Source organism: Aphanothece microscopica RSMan92 (assembly GCF_046613545.2).
In the GTDB taxonomy this organism is placed as follows: Bacteria; Cyanobacteriota; Cyanobacteriia; order PCC-6307; family Cyanobiaceae; genus NIES-981.
Map to the genome: position 1 here is coordinate 1 of NZ_JBKKKY020000059.1, position 15,595 is coordinate 15,595.

Annotated in this window: 15 protein-coding genes; 7 read left to right on the forward strand and 8 right to left on the reverse strand. The window is 67.5% G+C overall.

What is annotated here, in order from left to right:
• Positions 1-508: glyceraldehyde 3-phosphate dehydrogenase NAD-binding domain-containing protein (locus ACLD7X_RS13355; RefSeq protein WP_411424144.1), on the reverse strand; the 508-nt coding region annotated here is incomplete at its 3' end.
• Between the two features lie 202 nt (positions 509-710).
• On the opposite strand from ACLD7X_RS13355, the gene murC reads away from it, so the two are divergent.
• From murC to ACLD7X_RS13370, 3 genes are read left to right on the forward strand one after another with little or no spacing between them, the layout of a single operon-like run.
• Positions 711-2,147 (forward strand): UDP-N-acetylmuramate--L-alanine ligase, encoded by a 1,437-nt coding sequence (gene murC / locus ACLD7X_RS13360; protein ID WP_411424145.1) that lies wholly within the window; start codon positions 711-713, stop codon positions 2,145-2,147.
• 16 nt (positions 2,148-2,163) lie between these two features.
• Entirely contained in the window at positions 2,164-3,063 is a 900-nt protein-coding gene (gene murB / locus ACLD7X_RS13365) for a UDP-N-acetylmuramate dehydrogenase (RefSeq protein WP_411424146.1), read from the forward strand.
• Positions 3,064-3,104: 41 nt separating this feature from the next.
• Positions 3,105-3,446, forward strand: coding sequence for a YbaB/EbfC family nucleoid-associated protein (locus ACLD7X_RS13370; protein WP_411424147.1), 342 nt, complete (start codon positions 3,105-3,107; stop codon positions 3,444-3,446).
• A gap of 6 nt (positions 3,447-3,452) precedes the next feature.
• Here the strand turns inward: ACLD7X_RS13370 and rsgA are convergent, their stop codons facing one another.
• From rsgA to grpE, 4 genes are read right to left on the reverse strand one after another with little or no spacing between them, the layout of a single operon-like run.
• Positions 3,453-4,550 carry a ribosome small subunit-dependent GTPase A gene (rsgA, locus tag ACLD7X_RS13375; protein ID WP_411424148.1) on the reverse strand — a complete coding sequence of 366 codons (1,098 nt, stop codon included), beginning with the start codon at positions 4,548-4,550 and terminating at the stop codon, positions 3,453-3,455.
• Positions 4,540-4,791 carry a sulfurtransferase TusA family protein gene (locus tag ACLD7X_RS13380; RefSeq protein WP_425625212.1) on the reverse strand — a complete coding sequence of 84 codons (252 nt, stop codon included), beginning with the start codon at positions 4,789-4,791 and terminating at the stop codon, positions 4,540-4,542. The genes rsgA and ACLD7X_RS13380 overlap by 11 nt, the downstream gene beginning before the upstream one ends.
• Positions 4,792-4,807: 16 nt before the next feature.
• Positions 4,808-5,932 (reverse strand): molecular chaperone DnaJ, encoded by a 1,125-nt coding sequence (gene dnaJ, locus ACLD7X_RS13385; RefSeq protein ID WP_411424150.1) that lies wholly within the window; start codon positions 5,930-5,932, stop codon positions 4,808-4,810.
• Between the two features lie 2 nt (positions 5,933-5,934).
• A complete protein-coding gene (gene grpE / locus ACLD7X_RS13390; protein ID WP_412007198.1) occupies positions 5,935-6,612 on the reverse strand; it encodes a nucleotide exchange factor GrpE in 678 nt (225 codons plus the stop codon).
• A 103-nt stretch (positions 6,613-6,715) separates the two neighbouring features.
• Here grpE and ACLD7X_RS13395 point away from each other — a divergent pair, with 103 nt between their 5' ends.
• From ACLD7X_RS13395 to ACLD7X_RS13405, 3 genes are all read left to right on the forward strand, one after another.
• Positions 6,716-8,560: a GspE/PulE family protein gene (locus ACLD7X_RS13395; protein WP_412007197.1), complete on the forward strand. Its 1,845-nt coding sequence runs from the start codon at positions 6,716-6,718 to the stop codon at positions 8,558-8,560.
• Positions 8,561-8,652: 92 nt separating this feature from the next.
• Positions 8,653-9,732, forward strand: coding sequence for a type IV pilus twitching motility protein PilT (locus tag ACLD7X_RS13400; protein WP_411424153.1), 1,080 nt, complete (start codon positions 8,653-8,655; stop codon positions 9,730-9,732).
• A gap of 17 nt (positions 9,733-9,749) precedes the next feature.
• Positions 9,750-11,006 carry a type II secretion system F family protein gene (locus ACLD7X_RS13405; RefSeq protein WP_411424154.1) on the forward strand — a complete coding sequence of 419 codons (1,257 nt, stop codon included), beginning with the start codon at positions 9,750-9,752 and terminating at the stop codon, positions 11,004-11,006.
• Between the two features lie 110 nt (positions 11,007-11,116).
• On the opposite strand, the gene ACLD7X_RS13410 is transcribed toward ACLD7X_RS13405, so the two are convergent.
• The gene (locus ACLD7X_RS13410; protein ID WP_425625214.1) at positions 11,117-12,385 is read right to left on the reverse strand and encodes a BaiN/RdsA family NAD(P)/FAD-dependent oxidoreductase; all 1,269 of its coding nucleotides are present in this window, start codon (positions 12,383-12,385) and stop codon (positions 11,117-11,119) included.
• On the opposite strand from ACLD7X_RS13410, the gene dusA reads away from it, so the two are divergent.
• Positions 12,345-13,445: a tRNA dihydrouridine(20/20a) synthase DusA gene (dusA, locus tag ACLD7X_RS13415; protein ID WP_425625215.1), complete on the forward strand. Its 1,101-nt coding sequence runs from the start codon at positions 12,345-12,347 to the stop codon at positions 13,443-13,445. The two genes, ACLD7X_RS13410 and dusA, sit on opposite strands and share 41 nt — an antisense overlap.
• A gap of 77 nt (positions 13,446-13,522) precedes the next feature.
• On the opposite strand, the gene ACLD7X_RS13420 is transcribed toward dusA, so the two are convergent.
• Both ACLD7X_RS13420 and argH read right to left on the reverse strand, forming a co-directional pair.
• Positions 13,523-14,041, reverse strand: coding sequence for an RNA recognition motif domain-containing protein (locus tag ACLD7X_RS13420; RefSeq protein WP_411424157.1), 519 nt, complete (start codon positions 14,039-14,041; stop codon positions 13,523-13,525).
• Positions 14,042-14,105: 64 nt separating this feature from the next.
• Positions 14,106-15,533: an argininosuccinate lyase gene (gene argH, locus ACLD7X_RS13425; RefSeq protein ID WP_411424158.1), complete on the reverse strand. Its 1,428-nt coding sequence runs from the start codon at positions 15,531-15,533 to the stop codon at positions 14,106-14,108.
• Positions 15,534-15,595 lie beyond the last annotated feature (62 nt).

Here is a 15,595-nt window from a genome sequence, read left to right on the forward strand (position 1 = left end):
CGAGGACCTTCACCAGCGGCGCCATGCAGTTGGTGGTGCAGCTGGCGTTCGAGACGATGTCCCAGTCCTCGTGGCGATATTCGGAATCGTTCACACCGACCACGAAGGTACCGACCCCGTCGCCCTTGCCGGGAGCGGTGATCAGAACCTTGCTGGCTCCGGCCTGGAGGTGCTTGCCGGCTCCGTCCTTGTCAATGAAGACCCCGGTGGACTCGATGACCAGATCCACTCCCCACTCCTTCCAGGGGAGGTTGAGAGGATTGCGATCGGAGAAGCACTTGATCGTCTTGCCATTCACGATGATGGCATCATCCGCATAGCCCACTTCGACATCACGGATCCGACCCAGCATCGAGTCGTAGGTGAGCAGGTGGGAATTGGTGCGGGGATCGGAGGTGTCGTTGAGACCCACGACCTCGATCCCGGTGTTGGCACCGCGACTGAGCCAGCAGCGCATGAAGTTGCGACCGATCCGGCCGAATCCATTGATCGCAACTTTCAACGTCATGGCTGAGGGCGGTCAGAACCGCCGGCAAGGGGGGATTTGGCTGCCGATCATACAGAAATTGCCTCCGCCCCCCTTGCTGCGCCTTGAGCCAGGCAGGAGGATGCGGCCGGCGACACCGCCCGGGCGCAGCATCTCGTAATGGTGCTGGGGGCCCGGGGCAGCCTAATTTCCCCAGAAGCAGCTTCCCGGTTCGGAGACGACCTTGATCCCCCAGCTCGATCGCCACCAGCCGCTGCACTTCATCGGGGTCGGTGGCATCGGCATGTCCGCCCTGGCGGGGATCCTGGCCGAACGGGGCTATGCGGTGAGCGGCTCGGACCCCCGCGACAATGCGGTGCTGGCCAACCTCAGGCGTCTCGGGGTCAGGGTGTTCCGTGAGCAGAGCGCGACCACGGTGGCGGCGATCCGCAGCGGCACCTCCATCCCCCCCCAGGTGGTGGTCAGCTCGGCCGTGCCCGAGTCGAATCCGGAGCTGAGCGAAGCCCGGCGCGCCGGGTTGCAGATCTTCCACCGGTCCGATGTGCTGGCGGCCCTGATCAACGCCCAGCCCTCGATCGCCGTCGCCGGCAGCCACGGCAAGACCACCACCAGCACGCTGATCGCCACCCTGCTGGAGGCCACCGGCCACGACCCCACGGCCGTCATCGGTGGGGTCGTGCCCGCCTTCGGCAGCAACGGACGCCACGGCAAGGGGGCCCTGCTGGTGGCGGAAGCCGACGAGTCGGACGGATCGCTGGTGAAGTTCCGCCCCCAGCTCGGCGTCCTCACCAATGTGGAGCTGGACCACACCGACCACTACCCCGACCTGGACGCCCTGATCAGCACCCTGCAGCGCTTCGCTGGCCGTTCCGCCCGCCTGCTGGCCAACAGGGACTGCCCGATCCTGCGGGAGCACTTCGACGCCCAGCACTGGTGGTCGACCGCGTCGCCCAGCGGCGTCGACTACGCCGCCATTGCCCGTGAGGAGCGGGGTGATGGCACCCTGGCCGACTTCTTCGAACACGGGCAGTTGGTGGGCCAGATCGCGCTCCCCTTGCCCGGCCGGCACAACCTCAGCAATGCCCTCGCCGCCCTGGCCGCCTGCAGGCTGGAGGGCATCTCCTTCCAGGAGCTGCGCCTGGCCGTGAGCCAGCTCAGACCACCCGGCCGGCGTTTCGACTTCCGGGGGATCTGGCACGGGCGGATGGTCGTGGATGACTATGCGCACCACCCCAGCGAGGTGGCCGCCACCCTCGGCATGGCCCGGCTGATGGTGAGCAGCGGCCGCAGCCCCCTGCCTGAGGTTCCCCAGCGGCTTGTGGCCGTGTTCCAGCCCCACCGCTACAGCCGCACCGCCCAGTTCCTTCAGGGTTTCGCCGAGGCACTCACCCTGGCGGATGCGGTGATGATCGCCCCGCTGTACGACGCCGGCGAGGCTCCGATCGCGGGGGTGAGCAGCCGTGCCATCGGCGAAGCGGTTCGGGCCCTGGCGCCGGGTCTGTCCGTGACCGTGGCGGAAAGCCTCGATGACCTGGCCGCCCAGGTGGCCGAGGCGAGCCTTGCCGGCGATCTGGTGCTGGCGATGGGAGCGGGCGATGTCAACAGCCTCTGGACACGGCTGGAACGGCTGCAGTCGGATTCCTTCGAGCTGGTGGCCTGAGCCCGGAGCCGCCGCGATGCCAGCCACCTGCAGCCAGCCGCCGGGTCTGCGCCGGCACATCCCACTGGAGGCCTTCACGACCTGGAAGGTGGGCGGACCGGCGGAATGGTTCGCGGAGCCCTCCCGGGATGAGGAGCTGGTGGCCCTGGCCGCCTGGGCCTGGCGGGAAGCCAGACCCCTGCGCTGCATCGGGGCCGGTTCCAACCTGCTGATTGCCGACGCCGGGCTGACCGGGCTGACGCTCTGCAACCGTCGCCTGCAGGGCAGCCAGCTCGACGCGACGACGGGGTGGGTGGAAGCCGCAGCGGGGGAACCCATCCCCAGCCTGGCCCGCAAGGCAGCCCGCGCCGGGCTGAGTGGCCTGGAATGGGCCGTGGGCATCCCCGGCACCGTGGGGGGTGCCGCCGTGATGAATGCCGGTGCCCAGGGGGGGTGCACCGCGGAATGGCTCCACTCGGTCTGGGTCCTGGACCCCGCCCGGCCGGACCACCCCTTCGAGCTGGGCCGGGCCGATCTCGACTTCGCCTACCGCCACAGCCGGCTCCAGGAGGAACCCCTGATCGTGCTCTCCGCCCGTTTCCAGCTGGAACCCGGCCACGATCCCGCCACGGTGAGCCAGCGCACCAGCACCAACCTGCACAGCCGCACCAGCACCCAGCCGTACCAGCAACCGAGCTGCGGCAGCGTGTTCCGCAATCCGGAACCCCTCAAGGCCGGGCGTCTGATCGAGGCGCTCGGCCTGAAGGGCCTGCGCATCGGCGGGGCCGAGGTCTCCCGGATCCATGCCAATTTCATCGTGAACACCGGGGAGGCCACCGCCAGCGACATCGACGCCCTGATCCGCGAGGTGCAGCACCGGGTGCAGGAGCACCACGGCATTGCCCTCCATCCCGAGGTGAAGCGGCTGGGATTCTGAAACCGGGGCCCGCTTAGCCTGCCCGCAGCTTTTCATCAGGCATGGCCGGCTTCGGACTCCCCAACTTCGGTCAGCTCACCGAAGCCTTCAAGAAGGCCCAGGAACTCCAGCAGAACGCGCAGAAGCTCCAGGAGGAACTCGATGCGATGGAACTGGAGGGCAGCAGTGCGGATGGGCGCGCCAGCGTCTGGCTGTCCGGCAACCAGCAGCCCCTGAAGGTGCGGCTGGCTCCCGAACTGGTCGCCGATGGTGCCGGCGCCTGCGAGACGGCCGTGCTCGAGGCCCTCCAGGCCGCCTACGAGAACTCCACAAGCACGATGAAGGGTCGGATGGAGGAACTCACCGGCGGCCTGAACCTGAACCTGCCTGGTCTGGGAGGCTAGGCCTGCTCAGCACTCCTCAGCACCGGCGGGCGGCTCGCTGGGCAGCGCGTTGGGCAGCTCGGATTCAGACGCCACCTGCTGGCGCTGACGCCGGCGGGACACCTGCCGCAGCTGGGGTGCCAGCCGCGGTTCCAGCCCGCCCCCCCGGCGCCGCAGCCCCGGGCCCTCCGCACTGGAGGCCGGGCGGGTCCCACGGCGTTCGGCGTCGGCCTGGAGCACTGCCAGGCACTGGCGGTAGAGGGGCCAGCGATCCCACTCGAGCCCCAGAACGCAGCCCGGTTCGCCCAGGTGCAGACAATTGCTGAAGCGACAGCCACCGTGCCGCGCCAGAGCAGCGCGCACCTCGGGAAACAACGGAGCCAGGGCGGCGGGGTCGGGGGGGAGCAAAGGTCGGTTGAAACCCGGGGTGTCCGCCACCCGGGCCGAAGGCGCCAGGGGAAACAGCTCGACGTGACGGGTCGTGTGCCGGCCGCGCTGCAGCCGGCCCGACACTTCGCCCACCCGCAGCTCCAGGCCGGGCAGCAGACCATTGAGCACACTGCTCTTGCCGACACCCGAAGGGCCGCACAGCACACTGATACCCGGCCCGCTCAGCCGCTCCCGCAGCACCTCCAGCCCCATTCCGGTGGCGCTGGACACCGCGACGGGTTCATAACCCCAGGCCCGGCCCCGGGAGCACCAGCTGGCGACCTCAGCGGGGGGCAGCAGATCGGCCTTGGAGAACACCAGCAGAACGGCGCAGCCGGTGGCTTCGGCGGTCAGCAGAAAGCGGGTGAGCTGGAGGGGATCCAGCAGAGGCTCAGCGAGTGACGCCACCACAACGATCCTGGTGACATTGGCGACCGCGGGCCGATCCAACCGGGTGGCACGGGGCTCCAGGGCCGCCACGGCTCCCCTGCCCGCGGCCCAGTCGACCCCCTCCAGCCTCACCCGATCCCCCACACAGATGGTCTGACCGCTCTTGCCGAGCCGGGTGCGCCGGGTGCAGAGCAAGCGGAGCTCCCCTCCAGGACCAGGGTGATCGAGCTCGACCCAGCAGTAATTGGCCTGGAGGGCCACCACCAGGCCGGCGACGGCCGAAGGCGCCGCCGGATCAGAGGCCATCGCGGCGGATCAGCAGACGGACGGCTGTGGCGATGGTGGGATGGCTCTGACGCCGCACCGTGTGGCCCGCCTGCTCCAGGCCGGAGGCCACCATCTGCTCGGGCTCGCCGCCATCGAGATCCACCTGCAGCCAGGCGCCGGGCTGCAACGTTTCCAGGGACAGCTTGGTGCGGATGAAGTTCAGGGGGCAGGGCGTGCCGCGCAGGTCCAGGCGCAGGGAGGGTTCCATGGAGGGCTCCACCGGCGGCTGAGGATGATCAGTCACGGTGACCGAACAGGCCCCCGAACAGTCCGCTCCTGTGGGGATGCTTGTGACCCTTGCTGGTGTGGTGGCCCGCCAACTGCTCGAGCAGCTCCCGCTCCTCGGCGTTCAGCTTGGTGGGCAGCTGGACCTTGACGGTGAAGAGGTGGTTGCCGCGGGCCACCGGATTGCCCAGCTTGGGAACCCCCTTGCCCTGCAGGGTGAGCACCGCTCCGGGCTGGGTGCCGGCCGGCACCTCCAGCTGCTCATGGCCGTCGACCGTCTCCACCTCGATGGTGTCACCCAGGATGGCCTGCAGATAGTTGAGCACCACCTCGGACTGCACGTTGATCCCATCGCGGCGCAGGTGGGGATGGGGTTGAACCGTCAGAAAGACGTAGAGATCGCCGGGGGGACCGCCCCGCTGGCCGGCGTTCCCTTCGTTGGCCACCCGCAGACGCGTCCCCGAATCAACCCCGGCGGGGATGTTGATGCGCAGCTTCTTGCGGACCTGCTGCAGACCCTGACCGCCGCAGGCGTTGCAGGGGTCGGCGATCACCTGGCCGGTGCCCTCGCAGGTGGGGCAGGGCGCCACCTGGGTGAAGCTGCCGAAGGGGGTGCGCGTCGCACGCCGCACCTGCCCAGCCCCGGAACAGGTGCCGCAGGTGGTGGGGCCGACCCCGGCCTTCGCCCCCGAGCCGCCGCAGGTGCCACAGGTCTCCAGATGGCGAATCTGGACCTCCTGTTCGATGCCGAAGACGGCCTCCTGAAAGCTGATGGTCAGATCCAGCCGCAGGTCGTCCCCCTGACGGGGTCCGCGCCGTCTCGGCCCCCCGCCGGCAGCGGCGCCGCCGAAACCGCTGAAGAAGGTTTCGAACAGGTCGGCGAAGCCTCCCATGTCGGCCATGTCGGGCATGCCGGAGCCACCGAGGCCAGCCTCCCCGAACTGGTCGTAGCGGGCCCGGGACTGGGAATCACTGAGAACCTCGTAGGCCCGGCCGATCTCCTTGAACCGATCCTCGGCGCCGGGATCCTTGTTGATGTCGGGGTGGTACTGGCGCGCCAGGCGTCGGTAGGCCCGTTTGAGGGTGTCGGCATCGGCATCGCGGCTGACACCGAGGAGGTCGTAGTAATCGGCCATGGTCAGGCCTCTTGCGGCGGGGAGGTGGGCTGCTCACCGGGCTCCTGGGCTTCTTCCGGCTGGGCGGGACCCGGCCCCATCGACACTTTCACCAGGGCGTGGCGGAGGACCCGGCCGTTGAGGTGGTAACCGCGCTGCAGCTCCTCGATCACCACATCCTCGTGGTGGCTGTCACTGGGTTCGCGCATCACCGCTTCATGGAGGGTGGGGTCGAAGGGCTCCCCCTCGACGCGCATCGGGGACACCCCAAGCTGCTTGAAGACCTCCACCAGCTGGCGGTACAGCCCCTGGTAACTGCGATGGAGGGTCTGGGCCTCCTCATGCTGGGGGGTCAGCTGCTGGCGGGCTCGGTCGAAGTTGTCGAGCACCGGCAGGATCTCGCTCAGGTTCGCGCAGGTGATCTGCAGCCGAAGATCCTCGTTGTCCCGGCTCTGCCGCTTGCGGAAATTGTCGAAGTCGGCCGCCAGCCGCATGTACTGGCCGTTGAGGGTCTCATGCTGGGCCCGCAGGGCTTCGAGCTCGGCTTCGAGCTGGGAGACCCGATCCGGAGCCGCCTCAGCCGCTGGGGGTTGGGAACGGGGGGTCGCTGCAGGGTCGTCCGAGGCGTCAGCCGCCGCCGTGGTCACCGGGGCGTCGACCGGAGTCTGCAGATCCTCACCGGGGCTGGTCTCGGATCCCATCGCAGGTTCACCGCTCATGAGTGACAAGTTGGAACTTTGGATCTAAACATGTTGGGACTTCACTCCCATCCCCCACAACGGCGGAAGCCCGCACCTCGGGACTATGACCCTCACCACCTCCAGACCGGTCCCCGATGCGGTCAGCCGAGAGCAGCAGCGGCTGGAACTCGAACTGCTGCTCGGCCATCCCGTGCTGGGCAGGAAAGAGCTGAAACCCAACCGGCTGCAGAACCCCGGGCTCTCCATGGCGCGGTGGCGGGAAATCGGCGCCTGTCCCGTCGCTGAAGTGGACGGCCGTCTGCGGGTCGCGGTGCCCAGCAACTGGGAGGCGGAACAGCGGGACGCGGTGGTGAGAGAACTCCAGGCCGTGGGCCGCGGCTGCGAGCTGGTGGTCGCCCTGGCCGCGGACATCGTCGCAGCGCTGGACCCGTCGGCCGCTGCCAGCGAAGACCCTGAGGCGGCACTTCTGGACCCGGCTGCGGACGGACAGAACCCTTCCCCGTCAACCGAGGCCGACAACCCCTTCAAGATCCGCTCCCTCACCAAGGATCTGAACATCCCCACCGCCGTGGGGCAGCTCCAGGAGGTCAAGGACCTCGAGGACCTCGAGATCAGCGAAAGCGAGGCCAGCTCCAGGGCGAACGCCTCGCCGATCGTGAGCCTGGTCGACCGCCTGCTGATCGAGGCCCTCACCAGTGGGGCCAGTGACATTCACGTCGAACCCCAGGACCACACCCTGGAGATCCGGTTCCGGATCGACGGCGTTCTGCAGAAGCACTTCGAGGATCTCCCCAAGAGCCTGACGCCGGCCGTCACCTCGCGCATGAAGATCATGGCCGACCTGGACATCGCCGAGCGGCGCATGCCCCAGGACGGTCGCATCCGCCGCATGTTCCGGGGGCGCACCATGGACTTCCGGGTCAGCACCCTGCCCACCCGCAACGGTGAAAAGGTGGTGATGCGACTGCTGGACAGCGGAGCGACCCAGCTCGGCCTGGACACCCTGATCACCGACGACGCGGCCCGCCGAACCCTGCGGGAGCTCGGCGCCCGGCCCTACGGGATGATCCTGGTCACCGGGCCGACGGGGTCCGGCAAGTCCACCACCCTGTACGCGCTGCTGTCCGAGCGGAACGACACGGCCATCAACATCTCCACGGTGGAGGACCCGATCGAATACACCCTCCACGGCATCACCCAGACCCAGGTGAACCGGGACAAGGGCCTGGACTTCGCCACCGCCCTGCGGGCCTTCATGCGCCAGGACCCCGACGTGCTGTTGGTGGGGGAAACCCGCGACCTGGAGACCGCCAAGACAGCCATCGAGGCCGCCCTCACCGGTCACCTCGTGATGACCACCCTGCACTGCAATGACGCCCCCAGCGCCATCGCGCGCCTGGGCGAGATGGGCGTGGAGCCCTTCATGGTGAGCGCCTCCCTGCTGGGTATCGTCTCCCAGCGGCTGCTGCGGAGGGTCTGCCCCCGCTGCCGCATCGGCTATCACCCCTCCAGCGAAGAGCTGAGCAGTTTCGGACTGCTCACCAGCAATGAGAGCGGCGTGACCTTCTACCGCGCCAACAACGCCAACCCGGGCGGGGAAGGCAGCTGTCCTGCCTGCCATGGGACGGGCTACAAGGGTCGCGTGGGCGTCTATGAGGTGCTGCGCATGAACGACCAGATCGCCGCCGCCATTGCCAAGCACCAGACCACCGATGTGATCCGCCGTCTGGCCCTGGAAGGCGGCATGAAGACGCTGCTGGGTTACGGATTGCAGCTGGTGCGGGAAGGTCACACCACCCTGGCTGAAGTGGAGCGGATGCTCCTGACCGATTCAGGCCTCGAGAGCGAGCGTCGATCCCGGGCCCTCAGCACCTTGACCTGCAAGGGCTGCGGGGCTGGTCTGCATGACGATTGGCTGGAGTGCCCCTATTGCCTCACCGAGAGGTAGGGCCGACAATTCGCCAGCCGGGGGCCTCAGCTGATTGAGCCACGGCGTCGATCACCGGACGATTTCTCCGCCCACCCCCTGGAAACGCGACCATGGCCGTCATCATCGAAGACCTGATGAGCCAGCTCGTGGCAGATGGAGGCAGCGACCTGCACATCAGTGCCGGCCTTCCACCCTATGGCCGTTTCAATGGGCAGCTGCGACCGATCATCGATGATCGCCTGGATGAAGAATCCTGCAACAAGCTGATCTTCTCCATGCTGAACAATGCCCAGCGCAAACAGCTGGAGCAGACCTGGGAGCTGGACTGCTCCTATGGCCTCAAGGGGGTGGCGCGGTTCCGGGTCAACGTCTTCCGCCAGCGGGGCACCTATGCGGCCTGCCTCCGCGCCCTGGGGAACACGGTGCCCTCGCTCGACACCCTGGGGCTCCCGCCGATCGTCGAGGAAGTCAGCCGATCCCCGAAGGGGCTGGTGCTGGTCACCGGACCCACGGGATCGGGAAAGACCACCACCCTCGCCGCCATCCTGGACCACATCAACCAGCAGCGGGCCGAGCACATCCTCACGATCGAGGATCCCATCGAATTCACCTACCGCTCCGAGAAGAGCGTGATCCACCAGCGCCAGGTGAATGAAGATACACGCAGTTTCGCCAATGCCCTGCGGGCGGCGCTGCGGGAGGACCCCGGCGTGATTCTGGTGGGCGAGCTGCGGGACCTCGAAACCATCCAGTTGGCGATCACGGCCGCCGAAACAGGTCACCTGGTCTTCGGCACCCTGCACACCAGCTCCGCCGCCCAGACCGTGGACCGGATGGTGGATGTGTTCCCCGCCGGTCAGCAGACCCAGATCCGCGTCCAGCTGAGCACCAGCCTCGTGGCCGTGTTTGCCCAGACCCTCTGCAAGCGCCACAATCCAGCTCCAGGGGAATTTGGCCGGGTGATGGCTCAGGAAATCATGATCAACACACCGGCCATTGCCAACCTGATCCGCGAAGGCAAGACCGCCCAGCTCTACTCCCAGATTCAGATGGGGGGACAGATGGCCATGCAGACCCTGGAAAAGTCCCTGTCCGACCTCGTGATGAGCAACGAGATCCTCATGGAGGAGGCGATTGCCAAGACCACCAAACCGGATGAGCTGAAACGTCTGCTCAACCAGCTGACCTGAGGAGAGGAGCCAAGGCCATGCCAACGTTCATCGCCAACTACGTCAACAACGGCAAGGAGACCTCGGTCAACATTGACGCACCGGATGCGGTGCAGGCCAAACGCACGCTCCGCCTGCGCGGCATCCGGGTCACCGCCATCACGCCCAAGGCGGGGGGCTCGGCCACCAGCCAGAAGGCCGCCGCGGAGCTTCGCCAGAAACTCAAGTTCTCAGGTCTCACCAGCCTGTTCGAGCGCAGGCCTGGGGTTCAGGCCAAGGCCGTGTTCGCCAGCAAGCTGGCGACGCTGGTGAATGCGGGTGTGCCGATCGTGCGCAGCATCGATCTGATGGCCGCTCAACAGAAGATGCCGCTGTTCAAGCGGGCCCTGGAATCGATCAGCCTGGAGATCAACCAGGGAACAACCCTCGGCGACGCCATGCGGCGCTGGCCGAAGGTGTTCGACCGCCTGACCGTGGCGATGGTGGAAGCCGGTGAAGCGGGGGGTGTGCTGGATGAATCCCTGCGTCGGCTGGCCAAGCTTCTCGAAGACAATGCCCGGCTCCAGAACCAGATCAAGGGAGCCATGGGCTATCCCGTGGCTGTGTTCGTGATCGCCATTTCCGTTTTCCTGGGGATGACCATCTTCATCATTCCCACGTTCGCCAAGATCTTTGATGATCTGGGGGCTGACTTGCCCTGGTTCACCCAGATGATGGTTGATCTCAGCGAGCTGCTGCGATCTCCATTTTCCCTGGTCCTGGTTGCGGGTCTGGTTGTTCTTGCTATTGCTTTCATCAAGTTTTACCAGACACCCCTCGGTCGCCGCAGAATCGACGCCCTCAGCCTGAAACTTCCCGTTTTCGGTGATCTGATCCAAAAAACGGCCACAGCTCAATTCTGTCGCACATTCAGCTCCCTCACCCGCGCTGGTGTGCCCATTCTTCAGTCCCTGGAGGTCGTTCGGGAGGTCACCAGCAATTCCATCATTTCCGATGCGGTCCAGAGCAGCCGTGATGACCTGATTGCCGGCATCCCGATGAGCGTCGCCTTAGGCCGCAAGAACGTCTTCCCCGAGATGGCGATCAGCATGTTGTCGATCGGTGAAGAAACCGGCGAGATGGATTCTATGCTCTCCAAGGTTGCTGACTTCTACGAAGACGAGGTTGAAGCGGCAGTAAAAATATTAACCTCTCTGTTGGAACCTGCGATGATTGTGTTGGTGGGTGGCATGGTGGCGGCAATCCTGATCGCCATGTACCTCCCTATGTTCTCAGTATTCGAGCAAATCAAATAAATTCAGAACTTTCATTAGATTATATTTCCTGCCCGAATCGATGCCATCATCCATTGCTCGCTGATGGAAGTCTCTTCTCCGCATCCCAACCGACATCCCTGACATCATTGTCATGGCAACCATGAGGCTTGGCTTCCTGCAGCACTGGCGAGCGCCTGCCCCGCCAGCCACCCCGAACTCCAGCAGTGCTGGAAGTTGAAACCACCCGTGACGCCGTCCACATCCAGCAACTCGCCGACCAGGTAGAGATCCGGTTGAAGCCGGCTTTCCATCCGGGAGAACGTCACTTCTCCGAGCGGAATCCCCCCCGCCGTCACGAACTCCTCGCCGAATGGCCCCCTGCCGGTCACGGCATGGCGGGATTGCCGCAGCGCCCGCATCAGGGCCTGCTGCTGGCGCCGGGGCAGATCCGCCCAGCGGAGGGAGGGGTCGACCGCCTGGCTCGCCAGCAGATGGAGCCAGAGGCGTCGGCTCAGGCCCGGCCAGGGGCGGGCATTGGCCAGTTGGCGCCGGGCCTGGTCCTGGCGAGCCCGCTGGAACCAGCCCTCCAGCTCCTGCTCACTGCGTCCACCCGTCCAGTCCACCACCAGGGTGGCCCGGTAGCTCGCGGCATGCAGGGCACGGGCGGCGAAGGCCGTGAGGCGCAGGGTGGCCGGCCCACTGAGGCCCCAGTGGGTGATCAGCACCGGACCCTGCTGACGTTCCCGGCCGCCCTCCGGCAGCTCCAGAACCAGCCGGACCGGATCCATCACGACCCCCGCCAGATCCAGGAGGGGATCCCCGGCAAGGGCCAGCGTGAACAGGGACGGAACCGGCGCCACGAGGCTGTGCCCCAGGGACTGGGCCAGCCGCCGCCCACTGGGGTGGCCTCCCGTGGCCAGCACCAGCCGCTCCGCCTGCAGGGCGGTCAGGGGATGGTCCAGACCGGCGCCGCGCAGCTGCAGGGTGAATCCCCCCCCGGGGCGCACCGCCACCTGCTGCACACCCACACCCGTGTGCACCGCGACACCGGCGGCGGCCGCGGCTCGGCGCAGGGTGGCCACGACCGAGCTGGACGCATTGGAGCGCGGAAACAGGCGGCCATCGGGCTCCTCCACCAGCTCCAGCCCATGGGCCTCGAACCAGGCGACCGCATCCGCGCAGGCGAAACGGGCGAACGGACCCCGCAGCTCCTTGCTGCCTCTGGGGTAGTGACCGACCAGGGCACGGGGATCCCAGCAGGCATGGGTCACGTTGCAGCGGCCCCCGCCACTGATGCGCACCTTGTGGAGGGGCTCGGACGTGGCCTCCAGCACATGGATGTCCCGGACTCCGGCTTCGGCGGCGCTGATGGCCGCCATGAAACCGGCCGGCCCACCGCCCGCCACCAGCACGGACACCCGTTCAGGAAGCATGGGCGGGCAGCATGGGGGGATGGAGCACGCCGACTGCGCCAGCTACCGCTTCAGTGTGGCGCCGATGATGGACTACACGGATCGGCACTTCCGGGTGCTGATGCGTCAGATCACCCGTCACAGCCTGCTCTACACCGAGATGGTGGTGGCCCAGGCGCTCCACCACGCCAGCCAGGCGGCCGGCGCCGCACAGCCGGGGGGTCGGCTGGAGCGGCTGATCGGTTTTGACCCGGTGGAGAAACCGCTCGCCCTGCAGCTGGGCGGCGACGATCCCCGGCTGCTGGCTGAGGCCACCCGGCTGGCCTATGACTGGGGCTACGACGAGGTCAACCTCAATGTGGGCTGTCCGAGTGCCCGGGTGCAGAAGGGGCGCTTCGGTGCCTGTCTGATGGCCGATCCGCCGCAGGTGGCCGCCTGCGTTGCCGCCATGGCGGCCGCATCCCCCCTGCCGGTGACGGTCAAGCATCGGATCGGCATCGATGCCCAGGATTCCTACCCGGAGCTCGTCGCCTTCGTGGACACCGTGGCCGCCGCGGGAGCCCGCCGCTTCAGTGTGCATGCCCGCAAGGCCTGGCTGGACGGCCTGGACCCGAAGCAGAACCGCACGATTCCGCCGCTCCGGTACCCGCTGGTGCATCAGCTCAAGGCGGAGCGGCCGCACCTGACGATCGAGCTCAACGGCGGGCTGCAGACCCCTGACGACTGCCGGGAACACCTCGAGCGGCTCGACGGCACCATGGTGGGACGGGCGGTCTACGACCACCCGATGCGCTGGGTTGGGGTGGATCGGGACTTCCACGGCGACACCAGCCGGGCTGCGGCGGCGGCCTCCCAGGTGGTGCGGGGGTTGATCCCCTACGCCGAAGGGTGGCGAGCACGGGGTGAGCGGCTCTGGCCCCTGGCCCGCCATCTGGTGCATGTGGTGCAGGGGGTCAGTGGAGCGCGTCAGTGGCGCCAGTGCCTCACCCGCGAGGCGGGCGACCGCCAGGCCGGACCCGAGGTGCTGGAGGCCGCCGCCCGCAGGCTCGAGCAGCTCGGATGCTGAGCAGGACCACCGTGTGCTTGAGCTGCCCGGGAAGCTTGAGCTGGCCGGGATCGGCAAGGGGTGGTCCGGAACAGCCTTCAGCCCTCGGCCCCTTGATAGCCTCCGTAGCCCTCCGAGCCACCCGGTGCCCCCCCGCTGCGGCGGCGGCGGGTCCGACCCGCCTCGAAGTTGTCGGAACCGCTGCCGTAGCTGCGGTCTTCCCAGCCCCTGGCCCCCGATCCGCGGTCAGCCCCTCCGCCATAGCCACCGGCTCCGGCTCCGCCAGCCCCGTAGCCGCCATAGCCGCCACCAGATCCGCCGCCGCCGTAGCCGCCCCGACGCGGACCACCGCCACCACCACCACCACCGCCGCCGCCACGGGGCTCGGCCTTGTTGATGCGCAGGGGCCGCCCCATCAGCTCGGCGCCCTGCAGGGCATCGATGGCCCGGGATTCCATCTCGGCATCGGCCATCTCAACGAAGGCGAAGCCCCTTTTGCGACCCGTATCGCGCTCGAGGGGTAGAGAACAGTTGACCACTTCACCAAACGGTGCAAACAATTCCGCCACGTCCTCCTGCTCAGCGCGGAAGGGCAGATTGCCAACAAAAATGCTCACGAACCCGGGGTAGGCACTCAGGCCTCTAACCCTCCCAGCCTAGGCCGACCCGCGCTCTCCGCCCTCAGGCGTCAAGCCTTGTGCGCACGCGCTGCAGCTGGGCGGCCACCTGGTCGAACCCCGTACCACCCTCGCTGCGCCGGGCCGCCACCACCTGGCGCGGCTGGATCGCCGCATGGATGTCGGCGTCGAAGGCAGGGTGCAGCTCCTGCCAGCGATCCAGCGGGAGATCCCGCAGCAGAACCCCCTCCTGCAGACAGCGTTTCACCAGGCCACCCACCAGCTGGTAGGCCTCCCGGAAGGGCACACCGCGGGCCACGAGGTAGTCGGCCACATCGGTGGCATTGGAGAAATCCGAGGCCACGGCCGCCTCCAGGCGCTCCGGGCGGAACTGGAGGCCTTCCTCGAACAGGATGGCCATGGCCTCAAGGCAGCCGTGCACCGTGGCCACCCCGTCGAAGAGGGCTTCCTTGTCTTCCTGAAAGTCCTTGTTGTAGGCCAGCGGAAGCCCCTTGATCATGGTGAGCAACCCCATCAGGTGGCCGAACACCCGGCCGCTCTTGCCCCGCACCAGTTCGGGCACATCGGGATTCTTCTTCTGGGGCATCAGGCTGCTGCCCGTGGCGCAGCGATCGGTGAGAGCGACGAAGCCGAACTCCTCGCTCGCCCACAGGATCACCTCCTCGCTGAGGCGGCTCAGGTGGACAAGCACCAGCGAAGCCGCTGCCATGAATTCCACAGCGAAGTCCCGATCACTGACGGCGTCGAGACTGTTGGCGTAGAGCGCCTCGAAGCCCAGCTCCGCGGCCGTCTGACGGCGGTCGATGGGAACGGGGGTGCCGGCCAGGGCGGCGGCACCGAGGGGGCAGATGTTGACCCGACCACGCACATCCGCCAACCGGGCGCGATCCCGTTCCGCCATCTCGATGTAGGCGAGCAGGTGATGGGCCAGGCAGACCGGCTGGGCCCGCTGCAGATGGGTGTAACCGGGAATCAGGGTGTCGGCGTGGCGCTCGGCCTGCTCCAGCAGGGCCCGCTCCAGCCGCAGCAGGGCCGCATCGATCTGATCGATCTGCTGGCGCAGCCACAGGCGCAGATCGGTGCCCACCTGGTCATTGCGGGAGCGACCGGTGTGGAGCTTCTTGCCGAGGGGTCCCAGGAGTTCAATCAGCCGACGTTCCACGGCGAAGTGCACGTCCTCGGCCTCGAGACCAGGGCGGAACTGACCGGCGGCGGCCTCCTGCCGCACCGTCTCGAGCCCCTCGATCAGCCGCGCGGATTCGTCCTGGCTGATCACGCCGCAGCGGCCGAGCATGCGGGCATGGGCGATGGACCCGTCGAGATCCTGCTGGAGCAGAAGGATGTCAAAGCCGATCGAGGCGTTGAACCGCTCGATCGCCGGGTGCAGGCCCTGCTCGAAGCGGTTGCTCCAGCCGCCGGCCTCACCCCCGGTGACACCAGGCTGGGGAGAGGGGGAGGAAGCGGCGGCCATTGCGGCGGAAGCGGGGCTGCCGTTCAGCTTGCCACTCAGCTTCGAGGCCTCGGAATCCGGGG

What these genes read in the sequence shown, in the direction of transcription:
- murB (WP_411424146.1), top strand. Translation starts at nt 2,164, where the DNA reads ATGCCAGCCACCTGCAGCCAGCCGCCGGGTCTGCGCCGGCACATCCCA.
- ACLD7X_RS13370 (WP_411424147.1), top strand. Translation starts at nt 3,105, where the DNA reads ATGGCCGGCTTCGGACTCCCCAACTTCGGTCAGCTCACCGAAGCCTTC.
- rsgA (WP_411424148.1), bottom strand. Translation starts at nt 4,550, where the DNA reads ATGGCCTCTGATCCGGCGGCGCCTTCGGCCGTCGCCGGCCTGGTGGTG.
- dnaJ (WP_411424150.1), bottom strand. Translation starts at nt 5,932, where the DNA reads ATGGCCGATTACTACGACCTCCTCGGTGTCAGCCGCGATGCCGATGCC.
- grpE (WP_412007198.1), bottom strand. Translation starts at nt 6,612, where the DNA reads ATGGGATCCGAGACCAGCCCCGGTGAGGATCTGCAGACTCCGGTCGAC.
- ACLD7X_RS13395 (WP_412007197.1), top strand. Translation starts at nt 6,716, where the DNA reads ATGACCCTCACCACCTCCAGACCGGTCCCCGATGCGGTCAGCCGAGAG.
- ACLD7X_RS13400 (WP_411424153.1), top strand. Translation starts at nt 8,653, where the DNA reads ATGGCCGTCATCATCGAAGACCTGATGAGCCAGCTCGTGGCAGATGGA.
- ACLD7X_RS13405 (WP_411424154.1), top strand. Translation starts at nt 9,750, where the DNA reads ATGCCAACGTTCATCGCCAACTACGTCAACAACGGCAAGGAGACCTCG.
- dusA (WP_425625215.1), top strand. Translation starts at nt 12,345, where the DNA reads ATGAAACCGGCCGGCCCACCGCCCGCCACCAGCACGGACACCCGTTCA.
- argH (WP_411424158.1), bottom strand. Translation starts at nt 15,533, where the DNA reads ATGGCCGCCGCTTCCTCCCCCTCTCCCCAGCCTGGTGTCACCGGGGGT.